Raw genomic sequence first — 22279 nt, 5'->3', positions numbered from 1 at the left:
CCAACCAGGCGCTTCCGTCAGTCCATTGCCGCCTACAACAACACCCCGCGCAAATGCCTTGACTTCAGAACCCCGGCCGAGGCCTTCTCCTCTCAACTGTTGCACTTCGAGTGTGAATCCACCTCCTGGCTTTCGCCAGGACGACGGCGGAGGCGTTGCGCGAAGGTCGAGCGCTTACGCTGCCCGGATATTCCCCATGAAGCGGTCGAGCTCGGCGCGCAGGCGGGTGCTTTCGGACGACAGCGTCTTGGCCGAGTGCAGCACCTCTTCCGAAGCCGAGCCGGTTTCGGCGGCGCCGCGGTTGACCTGGCCGATGTCGGTGGCGGCGGTCTGAGTGCCCTGTGCGACGGTCTGGACGCTGCGCGCGATTTCCTGCGTCGCCGCGCCTTGCTGCTCCACCGCGCTCGCAATCGAGGTCGAGATCGACGAGATCTGGCCGATGGTGGCGCCGATCTCCTTGATCGCCGCAACCGACTCGGCCGTGGCGCCTTGCATGCCCGTGATGTGCGAGGAGATCTCGTCGGTGGCCTTCGCGGTCTGGCTCGCGAGCGACTTCACTTCGCTGGCGACCACTGCAAAGCCGCGGCCGGCTTCGCCGGCGCGTGCCGCCTCGATCGTCGCGTTCAGAGCCAGAAGATTGGTCTGCTCGGCGATCGCCGTGATCAGCTTGACGACTTCGCCGATCTGCTGGGCGGCATGCGAGAGCTTGCCGATGCGATTATCGGTCTCCTTTGCCTGCACCACGGCAGCTTCGGCAATGCGGCTGGAATCGCGGACCTGACGGCCGATCTCCTCGACCGAGGCCGAGAGCTCTTCGGTCGCGGTCGCGACCGACTGCATGTTGCTGGAGGCCTGCTCGGAGACGTCGGCGACCTGGCTCGACAGGCTCTGGGTGGTCTCGGCGGTGCGGGTCAGCGTCGAGGCCGCCGATTCCAGCTGCACGGCGGAGGCGGAGACGTTGGAGACGATGGCACCAACCGCGCTCTCGAAATCATCGGCGAAACGAATCAGCTCGGAACGACGGCTTGCGGCCTGCTCCCTGTTCTGAAGTTCGTTGGCGGCGGCGTCGCGCTCGGCCTTGGCCACGGCCTGCACCTTGAATTCTTCGACCGCGCCGGCCATCTCGCCGATCTCGTCCCTGCGGCCGAGGCCCGGCAGCACGACGTCGAAATTGCCCGCGGCAAGCTCGCGCATCGCCTTGCACATCGCGATCATCGGACGCGAAATGCCATTGCCCAGCATCAGGGCGAGCGCAGCGCCGACGGCAAGGCCGCCCAGCGCCATCATCAGCATCAGCCGCTCGGTCTCACCGATGGTGGCATTGGCGTTGACCTCGATGCGCTGCTGATCCGCCGTCAGCTCCGATCGCAGCTCACCCGAGAGCTTGAGAATGGACGCGGCTGTCTTGGTCATCTCGCCGTTCAGCTTGACGATGACCTTCACGTTCTCGGTCAGCTTTGAAAAGGAGGCGCGGTACTGCTTGAGGAGATTGCTGATCTCGGTGACGCGGTCGGTGATCTTCTGGTCGTTGGCATAGATCGAGACCAGCAGGGTCTCCAGGAATTTGATGCGGGCGATCACGCCGTCGGCGGTCTTCGGCTCCGGCTTGGCGACGAAGGCGCTGACCGAGGTGGAGACCGCCAGATATTGCGATGTGATGTCCTTGGCCGTGCCCTGAACCGAGTTCAGGCCCGCCAATGCCGCGGTATCGGCAAGGTCGTCGAACTTGAACCGGATCTTGTTGCCGACGCTGTTGAGCTCATCGGTCGCGATCTTGCCGTTCTCGCGCGTCAACGTGATGATCTCGCCGAACACCTTGGTGAAGCTCTTGAAGTCGGCCTCGAGCCTGCCGACCTGCTCGCGGCGGGCTGCGCCCGTGGTGGCCGCCGCCGACTTGGCGATCGCGGCCCTCAAATTCTCTTCAGCTGCTTTGGCTGCGGTCTCATCATCCGCCGCGCCGGTCAGCGTGTAGGCCCGCGCCAAGCCCTGGTAAGCGATCAGCTCGCGATCGACCGTCCGCGCAAGGTCCGCTTCGGCGACGCTGGAGCGGTAGGAGGCCACGGCGGCCTGAATCCGCTCGAAGCCGAAATACGCGAAAGCCATGCTGACGGCGAGGATGGCGAGCACCGCCACGAAGCCGAGGATGATTTTTGCGCGAAAACGCAAGGTGAGCAGCTTCGATGTGGTCGGCTTCGACTTGACGGGCATTCCCCACCCCATTCCATTCGCGGAAAACCAGGCGCAGCCCGGAAGCAGCCCGCTTCCTGACGCGTGAGCACGGTAAATGGCAAAGGATAAGCTGCGGTAAATTTGTGGCGCCGCAACCGGCGGTTACGTGACGCAGGGTCTCGTCGTCCTGGACAAGCGGAGCGGAGTGCTGATCCCGGACCGATTACCCCGGAGAGCGGTTTGGCGAAGATTCGGGTTTACCGGCCCGCGCCGCAACTTCTCGCTGGGGTAATGGGTCCTGGCTTTCGCCAGGACGACATTGAGCGGAATGCCCCTACGCCGCCCGGATATTCCCCATGAAGCGGTCGAGCTCGGCGCGCAGGCGGGTGCTTTCGGACGACAGCGTCTTGGCCGAGTGCAGCACCTCTTCCGAAGCCGAGCCGGTTTCGGCGGCGCCGCGGTTGACCTGGCCGATGTCGGTGGCGGCGGTCTGAGTGCCCTGTGCGACGGTCTGGACGCTGCGCGCGATTTCCTGCGTCGCCGCGCCTTGCTGCTCCACCGCGCTCGCAATCGAGGTCGAGATCGACGAGATCTGGCCGATGGTGGCGCCGATCTCCTTGATCGCCGCAACCGACTCGGCCGTGGCGCCTTGCATGCCCGTGATGTGCGAGGAGATCTCGTCGGTGGCCTTCGCGGTCTGGCTCGCGAGCGACTTCACTTCGCTGGCGACCACTGCAAAGCCGCGGCCGGCTTCGCCGGCGCGTGCCGCCTCGATCGTCGCGTTCAGAGCCAGAAGATTGGTCTGCTCGGCGATCGCCGTGATCAGCTTGACGACTTCGCCGATCTGCTGGGCGGCATGCGAGAGCTTGCCGATGCGATTATCGGTCTCCTTTGCCTGCACCACGGCAGCTTCGGCAATGCGGCTGGAATCGCGGACCTGACGGCCGATCTCCTCGACCGAGGCCGAGAGCTCTTCGGTCGCGGTCGCGACCGACTGCATGTTGCTGGAGGCCTGCTCGGAGACGTCGGCGACCTGGCTCGACAGGCTCTGGGTGGTCTCGGCGGTGCGGGTCAGCGTCGAGGCCGCCGATTCCAGCTGCACGGCGGAGGCGGAGACGTTGGAGACGATGGCACCAACCGCGCTCTCGAAATCATCGGCGAAACGAATCAGCTCGGAACGACGGCTTGCGGCCTGCTCCCTGTTCTGAAGTTCGTTGGCGGCGGCGTCGCGCTCGGCCTTGGCCACGGCCTGCACCTTGAATTCTTCGACCGCGCCGGCCATCTCGCCGATCTCGTCCCTGCGGCCGAGGCCCGGCAGCACGACGTCGAAATTGCCCGAGGCGAGCTCGCGCATCGCCTTGCACATCGCAATCATCGGACGCGAAATGCCGGTGCCGAGCAGGAAAGCGAGGACCGCGCCGAGCAGCGTACCGCCGACGGCCAGCATCAGCACCAGTTGCTCGGTCTTCCCGATGGTCGCTTCCGATTCGGACTCCAACCGCTGCTGCTCGGCAACGAGGTCCGCCTTCATGGCGGTGGCACCCTGAAGGATCGCGCTGGCCGAGCCGCTCATCTCGGTGACGAGCTCGTCGATCATCTTGGCGTTGGCGATCAGTTTCTCCAGCGATTCCCGATAAGCACCGAGCAATCCCTTGGCGTCCTTCAGGCCGGCGACGATCTTGTCGTCCATGGAATAGACCGCGTTGAGCGAGTTCTCGACGAATTTCAACCGCGCCAGCGCGCTGGTCGCGATCGCCTGGTCGGACGTCAGCACGAAATTGGTCGCCGCCCCGCTCGCGGTCTGGAATTGGGCGTTGACCTGCTTGGTCCCGAACTCGATCGCCTGCGCCTCGGAATCGGAGGCATTGTTGCCGATGTCGTCGAGCTTGTATTTCAGGAGGTTGGCGTTGCGCATGAGCTGGTTCTGCACCAGCAGCGCGCTGTCACGCTTGGCCTGGAGGACTTTCGCGAAGGTCGCGGAGAAGTTGGAAAACTCCTTGGCGAGCTTGTCCAGACTTTCCTGCCGCGCCGGCTTCTTGGCGCTCTTGACCGCCTGGTCGATGGCGCTCTTCAGGCCGGTCTCCGCGTCCAGCGCCGTCTTGGCGTCGTCCTCCTTGCCGGTGACGACGAAATATCTGACGGCCGAGCGATAGGCGAGCAGCTCCCGGTCGATGTTACGGGCGAGATCGGCCTCGGTGACACTGGTGCGGTAGGACCCGACCCCGGACGAGACCCGCTCGAAGCCAAAATAGGAGAAGGCCATGCTGCCGGCGGAGATCACCAGCACCGCGGCAAAGCCCAGAATGATCTTGGCGCGGAACCTGAGGGTCGGCATTATTGTGCGCTTCGACGACGACGCGATACGCCCGGACATTCCCACCCCCATTTTCATTCAGCCGAGATCCGGTGGCGCCCCGCCCCCTGACCTGGCTGCGCAAAACTAAGGCAGAATCGATAAGGGGCGGTAAATTCGGTGCGCCCGCAGAGCTTCCGGCTCTATCGGCCGAGGCCGGACTGCAATGGCGAGCCGGATAGGGATATAGAGGCTGGCATCCCAGCTGGCGCCCCGGCGCCGCAACCCGATCCGGCCGACTCGCCCCCCAAACCAATGTTGGGCATTCTGGATCAATGACTTTTCCATGACGCGGGCGGCCAAAATCGTAGTTGCAAAGTTCCGGGTCGCTGTCTCTAATTAGAAACAATCAAAATCGATCCCGGGAGGACTTCAACCGTGTCTACAGTCAAACTGACGGTGAACGGCAAGGCCGTTGCTGTCGACGTCGAGGACCGCACGCTGCTGGTTCAGCTGCTGCGCGACCACCTCAACCTCACCGGAACCCATGTCGGCTGCGACACCAGCCAGTGCGGCGCCTGCGTCGTCCATATGGACGGCAAGGCGATCAAATCCTGCACCATGCTGGCAGGACAGGCCGACGGCGCCAGAATCACAACGATCGAAGGCATCGCCAAGGGCGACGAGCTGCACCCGATGCAGGCGGCCTTCCGCGACAATCACGGCCTGCAGTGCGGCTATTGCACGCCGGGCATGATCATGTCGGCGATCGACATCGTGCACCGCTATGGTGGCCAGCTCGACGAGGCCACCGTCCGCCACGAGCTCGAAGGCAATATCTGCCGCTGCACTGGGTACCACAACATCGTCAAAGCCGTGCTGGATGCGGCAGGCCGCATGAAGGTCTCGCAGGCGGCCGAGTAAGCGGCCCGCCTCGAAATAAGAACGATCGCCGCCGCTTTCGAGGGAAAGCGCGGTCAAGACAAATTCCGGTCGGGAGGACCAGACATGGGCGTTGAAGGCATTGGCGCGAGCGTCGTGCGCAAGGAAGACAAGCGTTTCATTACCGGCAAGGGCCGCTACGTCGACGACATCAAATTGCAGGGCATGACCCATGCCCATTTCATCCGCAGCCCGCACGCGCATGCCAAGGTGAAGGGGATCGATCCCGCCGAGGCGCTGAAGATGCCGGGCGTGGTCGCTGTGCTGACCGGTCAGCAAATCGTCGACGACAAGGTCGGTAACCTGATCTGCGGCTGGGCCATCACCTCCAAGGACGGCAGCCCGATGAAGATGGGCGCATGGCCGGCAATGGCGCCGGAGACCGTGCGCTTCGTCGGTCAGGCCGTCGCAGTCGTGATCGCCGAGACCAAGAATCTCGCACGCGACGCGGCCGAAGCCGTGGTCGTGAACTATGAAGAGCTGCCCGCGGTCGCCGACGTCCACGCCGCGATCAAGTCCGGCGCGCCGCAGCTGCATCCCGAAGCTCCCGGCAACCAGGTTTATGACTGGGTGATCGGCGACGAGGGCGCCACCGATGCCGCCTTCGCCAAGGCCGCCAACGTGGTGAAGCTCGACGTCACCAACAACCGTCTCGCGCCGAACGCGATGGAGCCGCGCGCGGCAATTGCCGATTACGATTCGGCGGAAGAGCATTTCACGCTCTACACGACGTCGCAGAATCCGCACGTCGCCCGCCTCGTGCTGTCGGCGTTCTACAACATCGCACCCGAGCACAAGCTGCGCGTGATCGCACCCGACGTCGGCGGCGGCTTCGGCTCCAAGATCTTCATCTATCCCGAAGAGATGGTGGCGCTGTGGGCCTCGAAGAAGGTCGGCCGTCCCGTGAAATGGACCGGCGACCGCACCGAAGCCTTCCTCACCGATGCGCATGGCCGCGACCACGTCACCCACGCCGAGATGGCGTTCGACGCCAACAACAAGATCACCGGATTGAAGGTGAAGACCTACGCCAATTTCGGCGCCTACATGTCGCTGTTCTCGTCGTCGGTGCCGACCTATCTCTACGCGACGCTGCTGTCGGGCCAGTACAACATCCCGGCGATCCATGCCGAGGTGGTCGGGGTCTACACCAACACCACGCCGGTCGACGCCTATCGCGGCGCCGGCCGCCCCGAGGCGAGCTATCTGATCGAACGTCTGATGGAGACGGCGGCGCGGCAGTTGAAGGTCGATCCGGCCGCGCTGCGCCGGACCAACTTCATCACCCAGTTCCCGCACCAGACGCCGGTGATCATGGCCTATGACACCGGCGATTTTAACGCCTCGCTCGACGCCGCGATGAAAGCGATCGACTATGCCGGCTTTGCCGGGCGCAAGGCCAAGGCGAAGGCCGACGGCAAGCTGCGCGGCATCGGCGTGTCCTGCTACATCGAGGCCTGCGGCATCGCGCCGTCGAAGGCCGTCGGCAGCCTGGGCGCCGGCGTCGGTCTTTGGGAGTCCGCCGAAGTCCGCGTCAACCCGGTCGGCACCATCGAGGTCCTGACGGGATCACACAGCCACGGCCAGGGTCACGAGACCACGTTCTGCCAGCTCGTAGCCGAACGCCTCGGCGTTCCCATCAGTCAGGTCTCGATCGTCCATGGCGACACCGACAAGGTGCAGTTCGGCATGGGCACCTATGGCTCGCGCTCGGCCGCCGTCGGCCTCACCGCGATCCTGAAGGCCATGGAGAAGATGGAATCCAAGGCCAAGAAGATCGCCGCGCATGCGCTGGAAGCCTCGGAAGGCGACATCGTCATCGAGAACGGCGAGTTCAAGGTCGCCGGCACCGACAAGGCGATCGCCTTCCCGATGGTCGCACTCGCGGCCTATACCGCGCACAATCTGCCCGACGGGATGGAGCCGGGCCTGAAGGAGAGCGCCTTCTACGACCCGACCAACTTCACCTTTCCGGCCGGCACATACATCTGCGAGCTCGAGGTCGATCCCGGTACGGGCAAGACCTCCTTCGTCAACTTCGTCGCGGCCGACGATTTCGGCCGTTTGATCAACCCGATGATCGTCGAGGGCCAGGTCCATGGCGGTCTTGTGCAAGGCATCGGACAAGCGTTGCTCGAGCACGCGATCTACGACGCCAACGGGCAGCCGGTCACGGCCTCGTTCATGGACTACGCCATGCCGCGCGCCGACGACGTTCCCTCGTTCAACCTCTCCCACACCACGACGCTGTGCCCGGGCAATCCGCTCGGCATCAAGGGTTGCGGTGAGGCCGGTGCGATCGGGGCGTCAGCGGCCGTGATCAATGCGATCACGGATGCGATCGGCAAGAACAATCTGGAAATGCCCGCAACCCCGGACAGGGTGTGGCGCACGATCCACGCGGCTTAAGGGAGGAACGAAGATGTACCAGACCGTTTATCATCGCGCGTCCTCGGTTGACGAAGCCGTCAGCCTGTTCTCCAAGAGCAGCGAAGCCAAGTTCCTCGCCGGCGGCCAGACGCTGCTGCCGGTGATGAAGCAACGCCTCGCCAGTCCGTCCGACGTCATCGACCTCGGCAAGATCAAGGAGCTGCAGGGCGTCGAGCTCTCGGGCGACGTGCTGACCATCAAGGCCGGCACGACCTATTTCGACATCATGCAGAATGCCGACGTGAAGAAGGCGATTCCCGCAATTGCCTATCTCACTTCGGTGCTCGGCGACCCCGCCGTGCGCTATCGCGGCACGATCGGCGGCTCGATCGCCAACAACGATCCCGCCGCGGATTTTCCCGCCGCACTGCTCGCGCTCGGCGCCACCGTGAAGACCAACAGGCGGTCGATTACGGCGGATGACTTTTTCCAGGGCATGTTCACGACCGCGCTGGAGGAGGGCGAGCTCATCACCGCCGTGTCGTTCCCGGTTCCGGCGAAGGCTGGCTACGAAAAGATGCGCCATCCTGCGTCTCGCTTTGCGCTGACCGGCGTGTTCGTCGCGCAGACGAAGTCGGGCGAGGTTCGGGTGGCCGCCACCGGCGCCTCGCAAAGCGGCGTGATGCGGGTCCCGGCCATCGAAACGGCGCTGAAGGCGAACTGGTCACCGTCGGCGATCGACGGCGTGAGCATTTCGGCGAGCAATCTGCTGGCCGACATCCACGGCACGGCGGAGTACCGCGCCAACCTGATCAAGGTGATGGCGCAGCGCGCGGTGGCTGCCGCTCGCTGACCATCGGGCCTTAGCGCCTCGACGCAATTTTCCACGGCGCGCACTTCGGTGCGCGCCGTTTTATTTTAGCCACGCGACATGAAAACCGCTTGCCTCACTGGCGTGAAGGCGAGAAAAGTTAATCGGCCAATTAACTCGCCCCGAAGAGGAACGCCTTGGCGCTTGCCGACCATCGGCAATATGCGCCTTGGATCCGAGGAAACAAACACGTGCTCGATCAATCAGCCCAAAACTCCTCCGTCCGCACCTCCGGCCCGCTGTCGGGCTTCCGCATCGTTGAATTCGCCGGCATTGGACCGGGCCCGTTTGCCTGCATGATGCTGGCCGACATGGGCGCCGAAATCGTCACGCTCGATCGGGTCGGCGCCAGGAAGAACATGAAGTCGGTCGCAGGCCGCGGCCGCAAGGTGGTCGAGCTCGACCTCAAGGACCAGGCGGCGATCGCGGAGGTACTCGATCTGCTTGCGAATGCCGACGCGCTGGTCGAGGGTTTCCGTCCCGGCGTGATGGAGCGGCTCGGTCTCGGGCCTGACGTGGTGCTCGCGCGCAATCCAAAGCTGGTCTACGGCCGCATGACCGGCTGGGGCCAGCAAGGCCCGCTCGCCAATGCCGCCGGCCACGACATCAACTACATCTCCATCACCGGCGCGCTCGCCGCGATCGGCACGAAGGAAGCGCCGGTGCCGCCGCTCAACCTGGTCGGCGATTTCGGCGGCGGCGCGCTCTATCTCGTGGTCGGCGTGCTCGCGGCGCTGCTGGAGGCCTCGCGGTCAGGCAAGGGCCAGGTCGTCGATGCCGCGATGTGCGACGGCGCGGCATCGCTGATGTCGTTCTTCTTCGACATGACCACGCTCGGCCGCTGGACCGAAGGCCGCAACGAGAACTTTCTCGACGGCGGCGCACATTTCTACGGCGTCTACGAATGCGCCTGCGGCCATTTCGTCTCGATCGGCTCGATCGAGCCACAATTCTACGCGCTGCTGCGCGAGCACGCCGGCCTGACCGACCCCGATTTCGATGCGCAGATGGACCGCAAGGCTTGGCCCGCGCTGAAGGAAAAACTGAAGACGGTGTTCAAGAGCAAGACGCGCGAGGACTGGTGCAAGATTATGGAAGGCACCGACATCTGCTTCGCGCCGGTGCTGACCATGTCGGAAGCGACCGAGCATCCGCACATGGTCGCCCGCAACGTCTTCGTCGAGCGCCACGGCGTGAAGCAGCCGGCGCCGGCGCCGCGCTTTTCGCGGACTCCATCGGCGGTGCGCGAGCCGGAAGTGGCGGAGATCGGCGCGGTGACCAAAGCCTGGAAGGCGGAGCGTTAAGTCCTCCGCTGTCGCATCACACTCCGGGTCGTCCTGGCCTAGTGCGCAATTGCGCACGGGGGCCAAGACCCATAGCCACCAACGCGGTTTGACGAAGACTCGGAGTTACCAGTTCGCCCAATGACCGCTCCCTGGGGTAATTGGTCCTGGCTTTCGCCAGGACGACGGCGGCACTTAATGCCACCGCGTTCCAGACAACGGCCGCCTACGCCGCATCCACCTTCAGCACCCCGCGCCGGATCTGGTCCTCCTCGATCGATTCGAACAGCGCCTTGAAATTGCCTTCGCCGAAACCGTCGTCGCCCTTGCGCTGGATGAACTCGAAGAAGATCGGGCCGATCGCGTTGGCCGAGAAGATCTGCAGCAGCACCTTGGTCTGGCCGCCGTCGACCACGCCTTCGCCGTCGATCAGGATGCCGTTCTTCTGCAGCCGCGCGATGTCCTCGCCATGCTTCGGCAACCGCGCGTCGATCCGCTCGAAATAGGTCGCGGGCGGCGCTGGCATGAAGGGCAGACCGGCCTCGCGCAAGTCCTCGATGGTGCGGTAGATGTCGCGGCAGCCGCAGGCGATGTGCTGGATGCCCTCGCCGCGATAGATATTGAGATATTCCTCGATCTGCCCGGAATCGCCGGCGTCCTCGTTGATCGGAATCCGGATCTTGCCGTCGGGGCTGGTCAGCGCGCGCGAGAACAGGCCCGAGGCGCGGCCCTCGATGTCGAAGAAGCGGATCTGGCGGAAATTGAAGAGCTTCTCGTAGAAGCCCGTCCACACGTCCATGCGGCCGCGGTGGACGTTGTGGGTGAGGTGATCGAGATAGAACAGGCCGGCGCCGGCAGGACGCGGATCGCGCGCACCCAGCCATTCGAACTCGCTGTCATAGGCCGATCCCTTGGCGCCATAGCGATCAGCGAAATAGAGCAGGCTGCCGCCGATGCCCTTGATCGCGGGGACGTCGAGCGTCTTCTGCGCGGAGGACGCATCGGCAGGTTCGGCACCGAGCGAAATCGCGCGGTCATAGGCCTTCTTCGCATCGACGACGCGAAACGCCATCGACGGCGCACAGGGGCCGTGCGCGGCGACGAAATCGTGACCCTGGGTGCCGGGCTCCTCGTTGACGAGGTAATTGATGTCGCCCTGGCGATAAACCGTGATCTTCTTCGTTCTGTGCCGCGCGACGGGCACATAGCCCATCAGCTTGAACAAGGCGTGCAGCTCTTGCGGATTGGGATGCGCATATTCGACGAACTCGAACCCGTCGGTGCCCATCGGATTCTCGGCGCTGATCGTGGCCGGCGGTGCATCGTGCGGAAACGGACCCATGGTGTTCTCCCAAATTGCTGCTGAGAGGAACTATCCTTCATGGGACGCGCAAGGGGCGTGCAAATGAGACGGCTTTTGATTAACATATGCACAGTTTGTGCATGAAGTGGGTGAAACGCGCATGACTTTGGTGGATGCCTTCGACCTCAAGATCCTGGGCGCGCTCCAGGACGACGGCCGTCTCACCAACCAGGAGCTCGCCGACCTCGCCGGGCTCTCGGCCTCGCAATGCTCGCGGCGACGGATGCGGCTGGAAGAGGAGAAGGTCATTGCGGGCTATCATGCCGATCTCTCCAGCGAGGCGCTCGGCTTCGGCGTGGTCGCCTTCATCCAGGTGACGCTGGCGACCCACTCGCCGGACAATTCCAAGCGGTTTCGGACTCTGGTCAACCGCATCGACGAGATCCAGGAGGCCTACTCGCTGACAGGCGACGCCGACTACGTGCTCAAGGCCGTCCTGCACGACCTCAAGGGCCTCTCCAACCTCGTCAACGACGTGCTGATGCCGCACCAGAGCGTCGCGCATGTGCGCTCCTCGATCGTGCTCGACAGGCTGAAGGAAAGCACGCGTCTGCCGCTGAAGGAAATCAAGCCCGGCTGAAATCGAGGGAAATCCGGCATTCGCGCTGCGCACGCGATCTGCGATGATCCCGGCCAATCTGCGGAGATTGAGCCATGGCCCTCCAGCTTCGACCGAACTGCGAATATTGCGACCGCGATCTGCCCCCGAACGCAACCGATGCGCGGATCTGCTCCTATGAATGCACGTTCTGTGCGGACTGCGTGGAGACGAAACTATCCAACGTCTGCCCGAACTGCGGCGGCGGTTTTGCGCCGCGCCCGATCAGGCCAACGCAGGAATGGCGACCGGGCGTGTGCACGACCAACCAGGCGCCGTCGGACAAGCGGGTGCATCTGAAGTACAGCCTGGAGGACGTCGCGGCGCATTGCGCGCGGATACGTGAGGTGCCGCCGGAGAAGCGGTAGACTCTCACCACGTCATGCGAGGAGCCCTTGCGACGAAGCAATCCAGACTGCCGCTCCGGAAAGACTCTGGATTTGCTTCGCTACCTCGCAAGACGAAGAATGTGGATAGAGCGTCGCATCGCTTCCCCAGCAATCACTCCGGCGCCAAAATCGTCCCCTCGACCTCACCAAAACCGACACGATAGCCCTCGCCCTGGCACCAGCCGCGCATGACGAGGCTGTCGCCGTCTTCCAGGAACGACCGCTTGGCGCCGTCGGGCAATTCGATCGGCTCGGTGCCGTTCCAGCTGATCTCCAGCAGGCTGCCGCGCTGGTTCTTCTCCGGACCGGAAATGGTGCCGCTGCCGAGGAGATCGCCGACATTCATGGCGCAGCCGGAGGAGGCGTGGTGCATCAGCTGCTGCACCGACGACCAGTACATGTATTTGAAATTGGTGCGGCTGATGCCGGCGGGCGCGTTGGCTCCGGCGGCGCGCAAGGAGACGTCGAGTTCGAGATCGTAGTTCTGCGGCTTGCCCTGCTTGAGGTAGTCGAGCGGCACCGGCTCCTGCTGCGGCCCGTTGAGGCGGAATGGCTCCAGCGCCTCGCGCGTCACCACCCACGGACTGATCGAGGTCGCGAACGCCTTGGCGAGGAACGGCCCGAGCGGCACATATTCCCATTGCTGGATATCGCGCGCGCTCCAGTCGTTGAGCAGCACGAAGCCGAAGATCATCTCCTCGGCTTGCGGCTCCGTGAGCATGCCGCCCATTGGCGACGGCTGGCCGACCACCACGCCCATCTCCAGCTCGAAATCGAGCCGCTTGCACGGTCCGAAGCTCGGCGCCTCCACATTCGGCGGCTTGAGCTGCCCGCGCGGGCGCTTCACCTTCGTGCCGGAGACCACGACAGTCGAGGCACGGCCGTTGTAAGCGATCGGCATATGCAGCCAATTCGGCTGCAGTGCATTGTCCTTGCCACGGAACATGACGCCGACATTGGTGGCGTGTTCTTTCGACGAATAGAAATCGGTGTAGCCGGAGACCGCAAACGGCAGATGCAATCTTGCGTCGCGTATCGGCACCAAGGCCTGCTTGCGCAACTCCTCGTTGTCGCGCAGCTCGGGATGATCGGCGCGCAGGAGTTCGCTGATCCGCGCCCGCGTCTTCGTCCAGACCTTTGGCCCCAAGGCCATGAAAGCATTGAGCGACGGCGTCGAGAACACGCCGAGCGGCCCCACGTCGAGCCGCGAGTCCTGCTCAAGCTCCCAGAGATCGAGCACATAGTCGCCGATCGCCACGCCGACGCGCGGCGTCGGATTGGCCGCGGTCGAGAACACACCATAAGGCAGGTTCTGGATCGGAAAATCGGAGGCGGGATCGACGCCGATGAAGGAGCGGAGGCTGGGGTCGTTGGGATGGGGCATCACTTGGCTCGGTCTTTCCCTTCTCCCCTTGTGGGAGAAGGTGGCGCGAAGCGCCGGATGAGGGGTATCTGTCCGCGAGTCCGAAGGAGAGGTTCACGCGCGGATAGAACCCCTCACCCGTCTCGCCGCTATGCGGCGAGCCACCCTCTCCCACAAGGGGAGAGGGTAAGAAGCTTACGGCTTGCTCGGATCGAACCGCTTCGCGAGGCCCTTCCAGCAATCCGCGTAGTCATGCTGCAACGTCGCGGAATTCGCGGCGTGCGCGGTGACGCGCTGCGCGTAGCGGGTCTCGAACATGAAGGCCATGGTGCCGGTCAGCTTGACCGGCTTCAGCTCGCCGTTGCTGGCGTGCTCGAAGGCATCGCGATCGGGGCCGTGCGGCAGCATGCAATTGTGCAAACTCATGCCGCCCGGCACAAAACCTTGCGGCTTGGCGTCGTACACGCCGTAGATCAGGCCCATGAACTCGCTCATGATGTTCATGTGATACCACGGCGGGCGGAAGGTGTTGTCGGCGACCATCCAGCGCTCGGGGAAGATCACGAAGTCGATATTCGCCGTGCCCGCGGTCTCCGACGGCGAGGTCAGCACGGTGAAGATCGAGGGATCGGGATGATCGAAGCCGATCGCGCCGACCGGCGAGAAGGTGCGCAGATCATATTTATACGGCGCATAATTGCCGTGCCAGGCGACGACGTCGATCGGCGAGTGGGGCAACTGCGTCCTGAACAACGATCCGCCCCATTTCACGTAAAGCTCGGTCGGTGTGTCCTTGTCCTCGTAGTGCGCGACCGGCGTCAGGAAGTCGCGGGCATTGGCGAGGCAATTGGCGCCGATCGGTCCGCGCTCCGGCAGCGTGAAGGCGCCGCCGTAGTTTTCGCAGAGATAGCCACGCGCCGGTCCGCTCGGAATCTCCACCCGGAACTTGACGCCGCGCGGGATCACCACGATCTCGCCGGGCTCGGCGTCGATGCGGCCGAACTCCGTGACGATGCGAAGATTGCCCTGCTGCAGCACGAACATCAGCTCGCCGTCGGCATTGTAGAAGTGCTGGTCCACCATCGATTTGGTGATGAGATAGACGTGGGCGGCCATGCCGGCCTGGGTGTTGACGTCACCGGCGGTGGTCATGGTCTGCACGCCCTGAAGGAAGGTCATGTCCTCCTTCGGGATCGGCGCCGGATCCCAGCGCAATTGCGCGATCGGCAGGTCGTTTTCGTGGCACGGTGCCGAACGCCACAGGCCGCCGTCGACCATCTCGAAACGACCCGAGTGTTTCACCGACGGGCGAATGCGATAGAGCCATGAGCGCTCGTTGCTGCCGCGCGGCGCCGTGAAGGGCGAGCCGGAGAGCTGCTCGGCATAGAGGCCGTAGGCACAGCGCTGCGGCGAGTTGCGTCCGATCGGCAGCGCGCCCGGCAGCGCTTCGGTCTCGAAACTGTTGCCGAAGCCGGACATGTAGCCCGGCGTGACCTGGGCCGTGCTGCGAATGATCTGATCGGGCGAGGTGTTGATGTTCATGATGATCCTCCTCCTTGCAGGGCGGCCCACATCTCCTGGTCGCGCTTGTCGGTCCAGATCACGGGGTCGTCGATCCCCGACGCCTCGTCATAGGCGCGAGATACGTTGAACGGCAGACAGTGCTCGTAGATGGCGAAGCTCGAAAATTTCGGATCCATGACCTCGCGCGTCGCGGCCATCGATTCCTTCAGCGTGCAGCCCTTGGCGACCGAGATTTCGGCGGCGCCGTAGAGCGAGGTGACGAAGTCGCGCGTCATCGCGATGGCTTCGCGCACCGTGGCGACACCCTTCAACGCATCGCCGCGGCCCGGCGCGATCGCCTTGGGATTGAAGTTGCGGATCTCGTTCAGCGTCAGCGGCCATTCGCGCAGGTGTGCGTCGCCACAATAGCAGGCCGAGTGGTATTCGATCAGGTCACCGGAGAACATCACCTCGGCATCCGGCACCCAGGCGACGATGTCGCCCGAGGTATGGCCGGCGCCAAGCTGCATCAGGCGTACCTCGCGCTTGCCGAGATAGATCGACATCTCGCCTTCGAAGGTCAGCGTCGGCCAGGTCAGGCCGGGTATGCTCGATGCGTCCTGAAACAGGCGCGGGAAGCGGCCGTACTCGGAATCCCAATCCTGCTGGCCACGCTCCTCGATGAGGCGATAGGTCTCCTGCGAGGCGACGATGCCCTGCGCCTTGTAGGCGGAGGCGCCGAGCACGCGCACGGCGTGATAATGCGACAGCACGACATATTTGATCGGTTTGTCGGTGACGGCACGGACGCGCTCGATCACCTTGTTGGCCATCGCCGGCGTCGATTGCGCGTCGAACACCAGGCAGCCGTCGTCGCCGACGATGATCGCGGTGTTCGGATCGCCCTCCGCGGTGAAGGCGTAGAGATCGGTGCCAATCTCGGAGAAGGTGATCTTCTTCTCGGAGAGGTCGCCGGTGGATGCGAAGTTCTTCGCCATCAATTCATCCTTCAAGTCTTTGGGGCTATTGTTGTTGCTGTTGCTGCTGCTGGCCGTCGATCATGCGCCGCTTGGCGAGGAGAATCGCCTCCCGCAGCACGACGATATCGCCGATATGGTTGGCGAGGATCAGCACCAGCGCCGCGTCGAAGTCCGCGCTCTGCTCGTCGGTGAAGCCACGATGCGCCTCCACAATGGCGCGAAAGGCGTCGTCGGGTCGCGCGAAGTTGGAGCTGGTGGAGAGCGGCATGCGAATCCTCAATTCAAGCAAATTCTTGATTCAAGCCCTGCGCCCGTGACAGCGCTGCCGCGACGCCAGCGCGCGTGGGGTGGCGGAAGCGCGCCGCAACGTAACCGTCCGGCCTTAATAGGTAGGCTGAGCCTGGTTCCGCATCATAGCGCTTTGCAGTGAGCCCTGCCGGATCTGCGAGCTCGTCCTCACCGCCGATGCAGATGTCCTTCACACCAACAGGCGCATCGATCGCCGCGCCGTTGCCGAACGACAGCAAGGTGAAGTCTGTTCCACCCTTGCGGAATGCATCCGTCAAATAGGCTTGCTCGCCCGCGCGCGTCGTAACGGGAGCATCGAGCATCGAACAACCCGGGAGCGGGCCACCGCGCCACGCATCCGCATCCGGCGATGACAGCGGCGAGTCATAGCTGCACGGCACCGAGAGCCGCCCGCCATTGACCATGCGCTTGCCGAATTCCGTTTCCTTGGCCAGCGACAGCACCGCCTTGCGCAGCCGCGCTTCCTGATGCGAGTTCGGCGCCATGAAATCGGTCGAGCGGGTGGATTCGCGGATGTTCTCGTCGGCCGCCAGACTGCGCTCGACGTGATAGCTCTCGAGCAGGCTCGCGGGTGAGGCGCCGCGCAGCACGCGGTCGAGCTTCCAGGAGAGATTCTCGGCGTCCTCGAGTCCCGAATTGGCGCCGCGCGCGCCGAAGGGCGAGACCTGGTGCGCGGAATCGCCTGCAAAGATCACGCGGCCATGGACGAAGCGATCCATCCGCCGGCACTGGAATTTGTAAAGCGAGATCCACTCGAACTCGAACTTGTCGTGGCCGAGCATGCGCGCAATCCGCGGCCGCACGTTCTCGGGCTTCTTCTCGACGACGGGGTCGGCATAGCGATTGAGCTGAAGGTCGATGCGCCAGACATCGTCGGGCTGTCGGTGCAGCAGCGCCGAACGTCCCGCGTGAAACGGCGGATCGAACCAGAACCAGCGCTCGGTCGGGAATTCCGCGGTCATCTTGACATCGGCGATCAGGAACTGGTCCTCGAACACCTGTCCGGCGAAGTCGGCGCCCACCATCTGCCGCAGCGACGAGCGCGCGCCGTCGCAGGCGACGACATATTGCGCGTGCAGGCGATAGGCGCCCTCCGGCGTCTCGATCGTCAGCGCGACGGAAGCGTTGCGGCTCTCCAGCGCCGTCACCTTGTTGCGCCAGCGCAGATTGATCTCGGGCAGCTCGCTGATGCGGTCGACCAGATAGGCTTCGGCGTAATATTGCTGGAGATTGATGAAGGCCGGCCGCTTGTGACCGTCCTCCGGCAGTAGATTGAACTGGTAGAGCTGCTGCTCGCCGTGGAAGATGCGGCCGACGCTCCAGACCACGCCCTTGTCGACCATGCGGTCGCCGACGCCGAGCCGGTCCCAATATTCCAGCGAGCGTTTCGAGAAGCAGATCGCGCGGGAGCCCTCTCCGATGCGGTCGGCGTCATCCAGAAGAACGACGCGCTGGCCGCGTTGGGCAAGGTCGATCGCAAGCGACAGCCCGACCGGGCCAGCGCCCACGATCACCACGGGATGCTCGGCCGAGCTCTGGCCGGGACGATCCTGATCGGGGTGGCGGCGATAGCCGAACTGGGTTTTGGCCTGATGCGTATTGGCCTTCGCCATGCGCTAACCTCGGCTCTGGTCAGGAGAGGCCTGATCTGCTAATAGTCTCACGTGCAACTATTTTGGACCGGAGCCGGCCGGCCGTCAACTGGAATTCGGAGCGCTCTCCTTGGCGAGGACATCCAGCGACATCGCGCTGAAGACACGCGAGGCCGATGAGGCTTCACCGCGGCCAAAAACACGGCTCGACCTGTTCAGGTTCGTGCCGTTCCGCCTCAACCGGCTCGCCGCGGAGGTGAGTTCCGCACTCGCCGTCGAATATCAGGAGCGTCACGGCCTCGACATCCCCGCCTGGCGCGTGATCGCGACGCTCGGCTTCCGCAACGATGCCTGCAGCGCGCAGTACGTCGCGCAATGCACCCGCACGCACAAATCCACGATCAGCCGCGCGGTGACCATGTTGCTGCATCAGGGTTTGATCGAGCGCGTCGAGAACGAAGCCGACCGCCGCGAATTCCGTCTGCGACTGACCAGGAAAGGCCGCACGCTCTACGAGGAGCTGTTTCCGCAATTGCTGCGGCGGGAAGACGAGATCCTCGCCTGCCTCACCGCGCAGGAGCGCAAACAGCTATCGACGCTGCTCGGCAAGATCGAACAGAGCCTCGATTTGATCCAGACCAGCGAAGAGGCCGACGCCAAGCAGGCGTATTGATCACTTCGCAAATGATCGCGACGGCGGCAAATGCAGCGCCCAGACATCGACCTTGTCGCTGGCGCGCGGATAGATCTCCGTCACGATCGGATCATGGCCGGGAATGAACCGGTCAGGATGGCCGGCGAGGCGCTCGATGGTCTCCCAGCCAACCGCCATGTCGCCGACATTGTAGACGATCGGGAATGGGCTTCTGCGCTGGAGATTGGCGTAATAATGCGCGGCATCGGACGCCAGCACCACCGGTCCGCGCGCGGTCTCGACTCTGACCACCTGCAAGCCGTCCGAATGGCCGCCGACGCGGTGCAAGGTGACGCCGGGCGCGACCTCGCCGTCGCCGGAATAGAAATTGACGCGCTCGCCATAGACATGGCGGACCATCTGGGTGACGTGCTCGACTGAGAACGGATGTCGCAGCAGTCCGTTGCACATGCAGCGCCCCGTCGCGTAGGCCATCTCGCGCTCCTGGAGATGGAAGCGGGCGTTCGGGAAGCGGTCGAGATTGCCGGCATGGTCGTAATGCAGATGCGTCACGATGATGTCGCGAATGCTCGCTGCCGCGACACCAAAGCGCTCCAGCGCGTCGACCGGATTGAGCGTCAGCTTGCGCGCCCGCGCGGACGCTTCCTCGGCATTGAAGCCGGTATCGACCAGGATGTCGCGGCCGTTGCCGCGGATCAGCCAGACGAAATAGTCGAGATCCTGCGCCGCGCTGTCATGCGGGTCGGGCGCGAGGAAGTTCATGTGGGGCGTGCGCGGCGACATCGTCGCATAGCGCAGTGCGTAGATTTCGTAGGCGTTTCCCATGGTTTTGATCTTGCTCTTTTTGTGGATGCACCTTCAGCGGCGATCGACCGCACCAAGCCATCGTCCACCGCAAAGGTCAAACACCGCAGGTTGAAGGAGGCCCGTCCGCAATGTGAGACCAATCACATTGTTGTCGCCATGGCTGCCCTAATTTGCAGCCGCAATGACAACCAGCATGACAACCAAAATGCATCGCGTGCGATCATGACCGCCCGTTTATTCCCCCGCAACATGCCCATGCGTCGCGGTCAATTGTCGCGATAGCGCCGAATCCGCAAGCGGTTGACGCCCCCCTCCCCCGGTTTGATAATGCACATTGCGTAAGTTAAGGTCGCCGCGGCGCAAGCTGGAAACGGCGCCTTTTTGGCTGGATCGCGCTAATTATGAAAATTCGCCTGCTTTTCGTTCTATCCTTGCTCGTGTCGCTCATCCCGACCGCTCCGTCACTTGCGGCCGGCGATCGCTTTGCGCTGGTCATCGGCAATGCCAAATATCCGGACGCCGACGCTCCCCTGAAGGAACCGCTCAACGACGCGCGCGACGTCGCCGACGAGCTCAAGCGCGACGGCTTTTCCGTCGAGATCGGTGAGAACCTGACCGGCGACGGCATGCGCCGCGCCTTCGACAAGCTCTACGGCAAGATCAAGCCGGGGTCGGTGGCACTGGTGTTCTTCAGCGGCTTCGGCATCCAGTCCGCGCGGCAGAGCTATTTGCTGCCGATCGATGCGCAGATCTGGACCGAATCCGACGTGCGGCGCGACGGCATCAGCCTCGAAACCGTGCTCGGCGAGCTCAACACCCGCGGCGCCGGCGTCAAGATCGCGCTGGTCGATGCCTCCAGGCGCAACCCGTTCGAGCGCCGGTTCCGCAGCTTCTCGGCCGGCCTCACGCCCGTCATCGCGCCGAACGGCACGCTGGTGATGTATTCGGCGGCACTGGCCTCGGTGGTCTCGGACGCCGGCGGCGAGCACAGCCTGTTCGTCCAGGAACTCCTCAAGGAAATCCGCGTCCCCGACCTGATGGCCGAGGAGACGCTGAACCGCACCAAGATGGGCGTCACCCGCGCCTCCCGGGGCGAGCAGGTGCCGTGGATATCCTCGTCGCTGGCCGAGGATTTCTCCTTCATTCCAGGGGCCGGCGGGTCGCGCCCGACCACCACGCCGCCACCTGCGCCTCCCCCGCCGCCGGTCGTCGCCAACAACCCGCCGCCGACTCCACCCGCACCTTCACCGCCTCCGCCGCCGAAACCGGCCGAGACGGTGGCTGCGCCCGCTCCGTCACCGAAGCCGCAGGTCGAGGCTGCCTTGCCGCCGGCACCGCCGCCGCCTCCGCCTGTGATTCCGGCCGATCCCGCCACCGCTCCGACCATGGAGAGCGGGCCGAGTGCGGCCGCCCTGGCCGAGGACCCCACCATCAAGGGGCTGACCGCCAAGATCGCGGCCAATCCGGATGACGTGAACGCGCTTTACCGGCGCGGTCAGGTCTATGCCAGCAAGGGCGCCTACAGCCTGGCCATCAAGGATTTTGACGAGACGCTCCGGATCAACCCGAAGGACGTCGAGGCGCTGAACAATCGCTGCTGGACCCGCACCGTGGTCGGCGACCTCCAGGGCGCGCTGAAGGATTGCAACGAGGCCCTGCGGCTGCGACCGAACTTCGTCGACGCGCTGGACAGCCGGGGGCTCGTCAATCTGAAATCGGGGGCGGTCAAGAACGCCATCGCCGATTTCGAGGCCGCCCTGAGGATCAATCCGCGCTTGACCTCCTCGCTGTTCGGACGCGGGATCGCCAAGCAGCGCAACGGCTCGGCCCAAGAGGGCGCGCTCGACATCGCCAATGCCAAGGCGATGGACCCGAACATTGTTCAGGAATTCGCAAGCTACGGAGTGCGTTGATATTTTTTTGAATCGGGGCCGATGTGCCTCGAACCCGCGACGGCCCGGCGAAGACTAATCGAACGGATGCCGCAGGCCGTCCTTTCGGGGGCTTATTGCAGGATTTTCGAACCGCACCAGCTGGCTGCGCAGGAGGGACTGGCTATGAGATTGGCTGCAAAGGGACTTACCGCAATCCTGTCCATCATCACCGTCGGCGCCGCGCTGTCGCTGACGATCCCGCTGGCATTCGCAGCCGACGACGGCAACAGCAAGAACGTCACCGAGGACGAGATCGTCCGCGCGCTGGCGCCGCCGCCGAAGAAGCCGCTGACCCGCGGCCTCTCGATCGCTCCGCAGGCCGATCCCGCACCGAGTGCCACGGAGACCAAGCTGATCCAGTCCGTGCGCGGCCGCTCGACACGGTCGCTGTCGTCGACCGAGCGTGAAGAAATCGCGTCGGCGGCCAAGGACAAGCCGAACATCGATCTGGAAATCACGTTCGACTACAACTCGGCCAATATCAGCGCCAAATCGCTTGCCTCGGTCCAGGCGCTCGGCCGCGCGCTGACCAGCCCCGACCTGAAAGGCTCGACCTTCGTGGTCGCCGGCCATACTGACGCCGCCGGAAGCGAGAGCTATAATCAGGATCTGTCGGAGCGCCGCGCGGATTCGATCAAGCGCTATTTGGTCGACAAATACAGCATCTCCGCGACCGACCTCGTCACGGTCGGCTACGGCAAGAGCAAGCTGAAGGACCCGGCCCAGCCGATGGCGGAAGTCAATCGTCGCGTGCAGGTCGTCAACATGGAAAACAAGACTACCGCATCGAAGTGACCACGACGTAATCCTTTGAAGTGACAAGTCGTGATGTGGTGTAAAGTCTCGCTTCCAGTGCGC

General features: G+C 64.0%; 18 protein-coding genes and 1 pseudogene. 10 read left to right on the top strand and 9 right to left on the bottom strand.

Annotated elements, in window-relative coordinates:
- Positions 1–123: pseudogene (locus tag AC0L3B_RS32080) on the top strand (IS30 family transposase); the annotation flags it as partial.
- A gap of 51 nt (positions 124–174) precedes the next feature.
- Here the strand turns inward: AC0L3B_RS32080 and AC0L3B_RS32075 are convergent.
- Both AC0L3B_RS32075 and AC0L3B_RS32070 read right to left on the bottom strand, forming a co-directional pair.
- Positions 175–2208 carry a methyl-accepting chemotaxis protein gene (locus AC0L3B_RS32075; RefSeq protein ID WP_473381671.1) on the bottom strand — a complete coding sequence of 678 codons (2034 nt, stop codon included), beginning with the start codon at positions 2206–2208 and terminating at the stop codon, positions 175–177.
- A gap of 295 nt (positions 2209–2503) precedes the next feature.
- Positions 2504–4543 carry a methyl-accepting chemotaxis protein gene (locus tag AC0L3B_RS32070; RefSeq protein ID WP_473381670.1) on the bottom strand — a complete coding sequence of 680 codons (2040 nt, stop codon included), beginning with the start codon at positions 4541–4543 and terminating at the stop codon, positions 2504–2506.
- Between the two features lie 357 nt (positions 4544–4900).
- Between AC0L3B_RS32070 and AC0L3B_RS32065 the strand changes: the two genes are divergently transcribed.
- The 4 genes from AC0L3B_RS32065 to AC0L3B_RS32050 all read left to right on the top strand — a co-directional run bounded on the left by AC0L3B_RS32065 (position 4901) and on the right by AC0L3B_RS32050 (position 9949).
- Positions 4901–5386 (top strand): (2Fe-2S)-binding protein, encoded by a 486-nt coding sequence (locus AC0L3B_RS32065; RefSeq protein WP_085348891.1) that lies wholly within the window; start codon positions 4901–4903, stop codon positions 5384–5386.
- 84 nt (positions 5387–5470) lie between these two features.
- The gene (locus AC0L3B_RS32060) at positions 5471–7813 is read left to right on the top strand and encodes a xanthine dehydrogenase family protein molybdopterin-binding subunit (protein WP_018456580.1); all 2343 of its coding nucleotides are present in this window, start codon (positions 5471–5473) and stop codon (positions 7811–7813) included.
- Between the two features lie 13 nt (positions 7814–7826).
- Positions 7827–8627 carry an FAD binding domain-containing protein gene (locus tag AC0L3B_RS32055; RefSeq protein WP_018456581.1) on the top strand — a complete coding sequence of 267 codons (801 nt, stop codon included), beginning with the start codon at positions 7827–7829 and terminating at the stop codon, positions 8625–8627.
- Between the two features lie 209 nt (positions 8628–8836).
- Positions 8837–9949 carry a CaiB/BaiF CoA transferase family protein gene (locus tag AC0L3B_RS32050; RefSeq protein ID WP_026233200.1) on the top strand — a complete coding sequence of 371 codons (1113 nt, stop codon included), beginning with the start codon at positions 8837–8839 and terminating at the stop codon, positions 9947–9949.
- A gap of 205 nt (positions 9950–10154) precedes the next feature.
- On the opposite strand, the gene hppD is transcribed toward AC0L3B_RS32050, so the two are convergent.
- Positions 10155–11270: a 4-hydroxyphenylpyruvate dioxygenase gene (gene hppD / locus AC0L3B_RS32045; protein ID WP_018456583.1), complete on the bottom strand. Its 1116-nt coding sequence runs from the start codon at positions 11268–11270 to the stop codon at positions 10155–10157.
- A gap of 121 nt (positions 11271–11391) precedes the next feature.
- Here hppD and AC0L3B_RS32040 point away from each other — a divergent pair, with 121 nt between their 5' ends.
- On the top strand, positions 11392–11871 hold the full coding sequence (locus tag AC0L3B_RS32040) for an Lrp/AsnC family transcriptional regulator (RefSeq protein WP_018456584.1): 480 nt from the start codon (positions 11392–11394) through the stop codon (positions 11869–11871).
- A 74-nt stretch (positions 11872–11945) separates the two neighbouring features.
- Positions 11946–12257 carry a DUF1272 domain-containing protein gene (locus tag AC0L3B_RS32035; protein WP_085358513.1) on the top strand — a complete coding sequence of 104 codons (312 nt, stop codon included), beginning with the start codon at positions 11946–11948 and terminating at the stop codon, positions 12255–12257.
- A gap of 133 nt (positions 12258–12390) precedes the next feature.
- Here the strand turns inward: AC0L3B_RS32035 and fahA are convergent, their stop codons facing one another.
- The 5 genes from fahA to AC0L3B_RS32010 form a co-directional block, all read right to left on the bottom strand.
- On the bottom strand, positions 12391–13662 hold the full coding sequence (gene fahA, locus AC0L3B_RS32030; RefSeq protein WP_473381669.1) for a fumarylacetoacetase: 1272 nt from the start codon (positions 13660–13662) through the stop codon (positions 12391–12393).
- A 174-nt stretch (positions 13663–13836) separates the two neighbouring features.
- Positions 13837–15183: a homogentisate 1,2-dioxygenase gene (gene hmgA / locus AC0L3B_RS32025; RefSeq protein ID WP_473381668.1), complete on the bottom strand. Its 1347-nt coding sequence runs from the start codon at positions 15181–15183 to the stop codon at positions 13837–13839.
- Positions 15180–16142, bottom strand: a complete 963-nt coding sequence (locus AC0L3B_RS32020; RefSeq protein WP_473381667.1) for an MBL fold metallo-hydrolase — start codon at positions 16140–16142, stop codon at positions 15180–15182. The genes hmgA and AC0L3B_RS32020 overlap by 4 nt, the downstream gene beginning before the upstream one ends.
- A 25-nt stretch (positions 16143–16167) precedes the next feature.
- Positions 16168–16392 carry a DUF2783 domain-containing protein gene (locus AC0L3B_RS32015; protein ID WP_018456589.1) on the bottom strand — a complete coding sequence of 75 codons (225 nt, stop codon included), beginning with the start codon at positions 16390–16392 and terminating at the stop codon, positions 16168–16170.
- Between the two features lie 13 nt (positions 16393–16405).
- The gene (locus AC0L3B_RS32010) at positions 16406–18046 is read right to left on the bottom strand and encodes an FAD-dependent oxidoreductase (RefSeq protein WP_473381666.1); all 1641 of its coding nucleotides are present in this window, start codon (positions 18044–18046) and stop codon (positions 16406–16408) included.
- A gap of 109 nt (positions 18047–18155) precedes the next feature.
- Here AC0L3B_RS32010 and AC0L3B_RS32005 point away from each other — a divergent pair, with 109 nt between their 5' ends.
- Entirely contained in the window at positions 18156–18698 is a 543-nt protein-coding gene (locus AC0L3B_RS32005; RefSeq protein WP_018456591.1) for a MarR family winged helix-turn-helix transcriptional regulator, read from the top strand.
- Here the strand turns inward: AC0L3B_RS32005 and AC0L3B_RS32000 are convergent, their stop codons facing one another.
- Positions 18699–19505 carry an N-acyl homoserine lactonase family protein gene (locus AC0L3B_RS32000; protein ID WP_085348882.1) on the bottom strand — a complete coding sequence of 269 codons (807 nt, stop codon included), beginning with the start codon at positions 19503–19505 and terminating at the stop codon, positions 18699–18701.
- Positions 19506–19888: 383 nt separating this feature from the next.
- Here AC0L3B_RS32000 and AC0L3B_RS31995 point away from each other — a divergent pair, with 383 nt between their 5' ends.
- Both AC0L3B_RS31995 and AC0L3B_RS31990 read left to right on the top strand, forming a co-directional pair.
- Entirely contained in the window at positions 19889–21400 is a 1512-nt protein-coding gene (locus tag AC0L3B_RS31995) for a caspase family protein (RefSeq protein ID WP_018456593.1), read from the top strand.
- Positions 21401–21544: 144 nt separating this feature from the next.
- Positions 21545–22216, top strand: a complete 672-nt coding sequence (locus AC0L3B_RS31990) for an OmpA family protein (protein ID WP_026233202.1) — start codon at positions 21545–21547, stop codon at positions 22214–22216.
- Positions 22217–22279 lie beyond the last annotated feature (63 nt).

It is taken from the genome of Bradyrhizobium sp. Kon56 (assembly GCF_055807635.1).
The sequence above is the reverse complement of the archived record's forward strand: the minus strand, read 5'-3'. Positions and strand labels throughout refer to the sequence as shown.

Excerpts from the sequence above, each read along its gene's own strand:
- AC0L3B_RS32075 (WP_473381671.1), bottom strand. The coding sequence starts at position 2,208 with ATGCCCGTCAAGTCGAAGCCGACCACATCGAAGCTGCTCACCTTGCGT.
- AC0L3B_RS32070 (WP_473381670.1), bottom strand. The coding sequence starts at position 4,543 with ATGTCCGGGCGTATCGCGTCGTCGTCGAAGCGCACAATAATGCCGACC.
- AC0L3B_RS32060 (WP_018456580.1), top strand. The coding sequence starts at position 5,471 with ATGGGCGTTGAAGGCATTGGCGCGAGCGTCGTGCGCAAGGAAGACAAG.
- AC0L3B_RS32055 (WP_018456581.1), top strand. The coding sequence starts at position 7,827 with ATGTACCAGACCGTTTATCATCGCGCGTCCTCGGTTGACGAAGCCGTC.
- hppD (WP_018456583.1), bottom strand. The coding sequence starts at position 11,270 with ATGGGTCCGTTTCCGCACGATGCACCGCCGGCCACGATCAGCGCCGAG.
- AC0L3B_RS32040 (WP_018456584.1), top strand. The coding sequence starts at position 11,392 with ATGACTTTGGTGGATGCCTTCGACCTCAAGATCCTGGGCGCGCTCCAG.
- AC0L3B_RS32035 (WP_085358513.1), top strand. The coding sequence starts at position 11,946 with ATGGCCCTCCAGCTTCGACCGAACTGCGAATATTGCGACCGCGATCTG.
- fahA (WP_473381669.1), bottom strand. The coding sequence starts at position 13,662 with ATGCCCCATCCCAACGACCCCAGCCTCCGCTCCTTCATCGGCGTCGAT.
- hmgA (WP_473381668.1), bottom strand. The coding sequence starts at position 15,183 with ATGAACATCAACACCTCGCCCGATCAGATCATTCGCAGCACGGCCCAG.
- AC0L3B_RS32020 (WP_473381667.1), bottom strand. The coding sequence starts at position 16,142 with ATGGCGAAGAACTTCGCATCCACCGGCGACCTCTCCGAGAAGAAGATC.
- AC0L3B_RS32015 (WP_018456589.1), bottom strand. The coding sequence starts at position 16,392 with ATGCCGCTCTCCACCAGCTCCAACTTCGCGCGACCCGACGACGCCTTT.
- AC0L3B_RS32010 (WP_473381666.1), bottom strand. The coding sequence starts at position 18,046 with ATGGCGAAGGCCAATACGCATCAGGCCAAAACCCAGTTCGGCTATCGC.
- AC0L3B_RS32000 (WP_085348882.1), bottom strand. The coding sequence starts at position 19,505 with ATGGGAAACGCCTACGAAATCTACGCACTGCGCTATGCGACGATGTCG.
- AC0L3B_RS31995 (WP_018456593.1), top strand. The coding sequence starts at position 19,889 with ATGAAAATTCGCCTGCTTTTCGTTCTATCCTTGCTCGTGTCGCTCATC.
- AC0L3B_RS31990 (WP_026233202.1), top strand. The coding sequence starts at position 21,545 with ATGAGATTGGCTGCAAAGGGACTTACCGCAATCCTGTCCATCATCACC.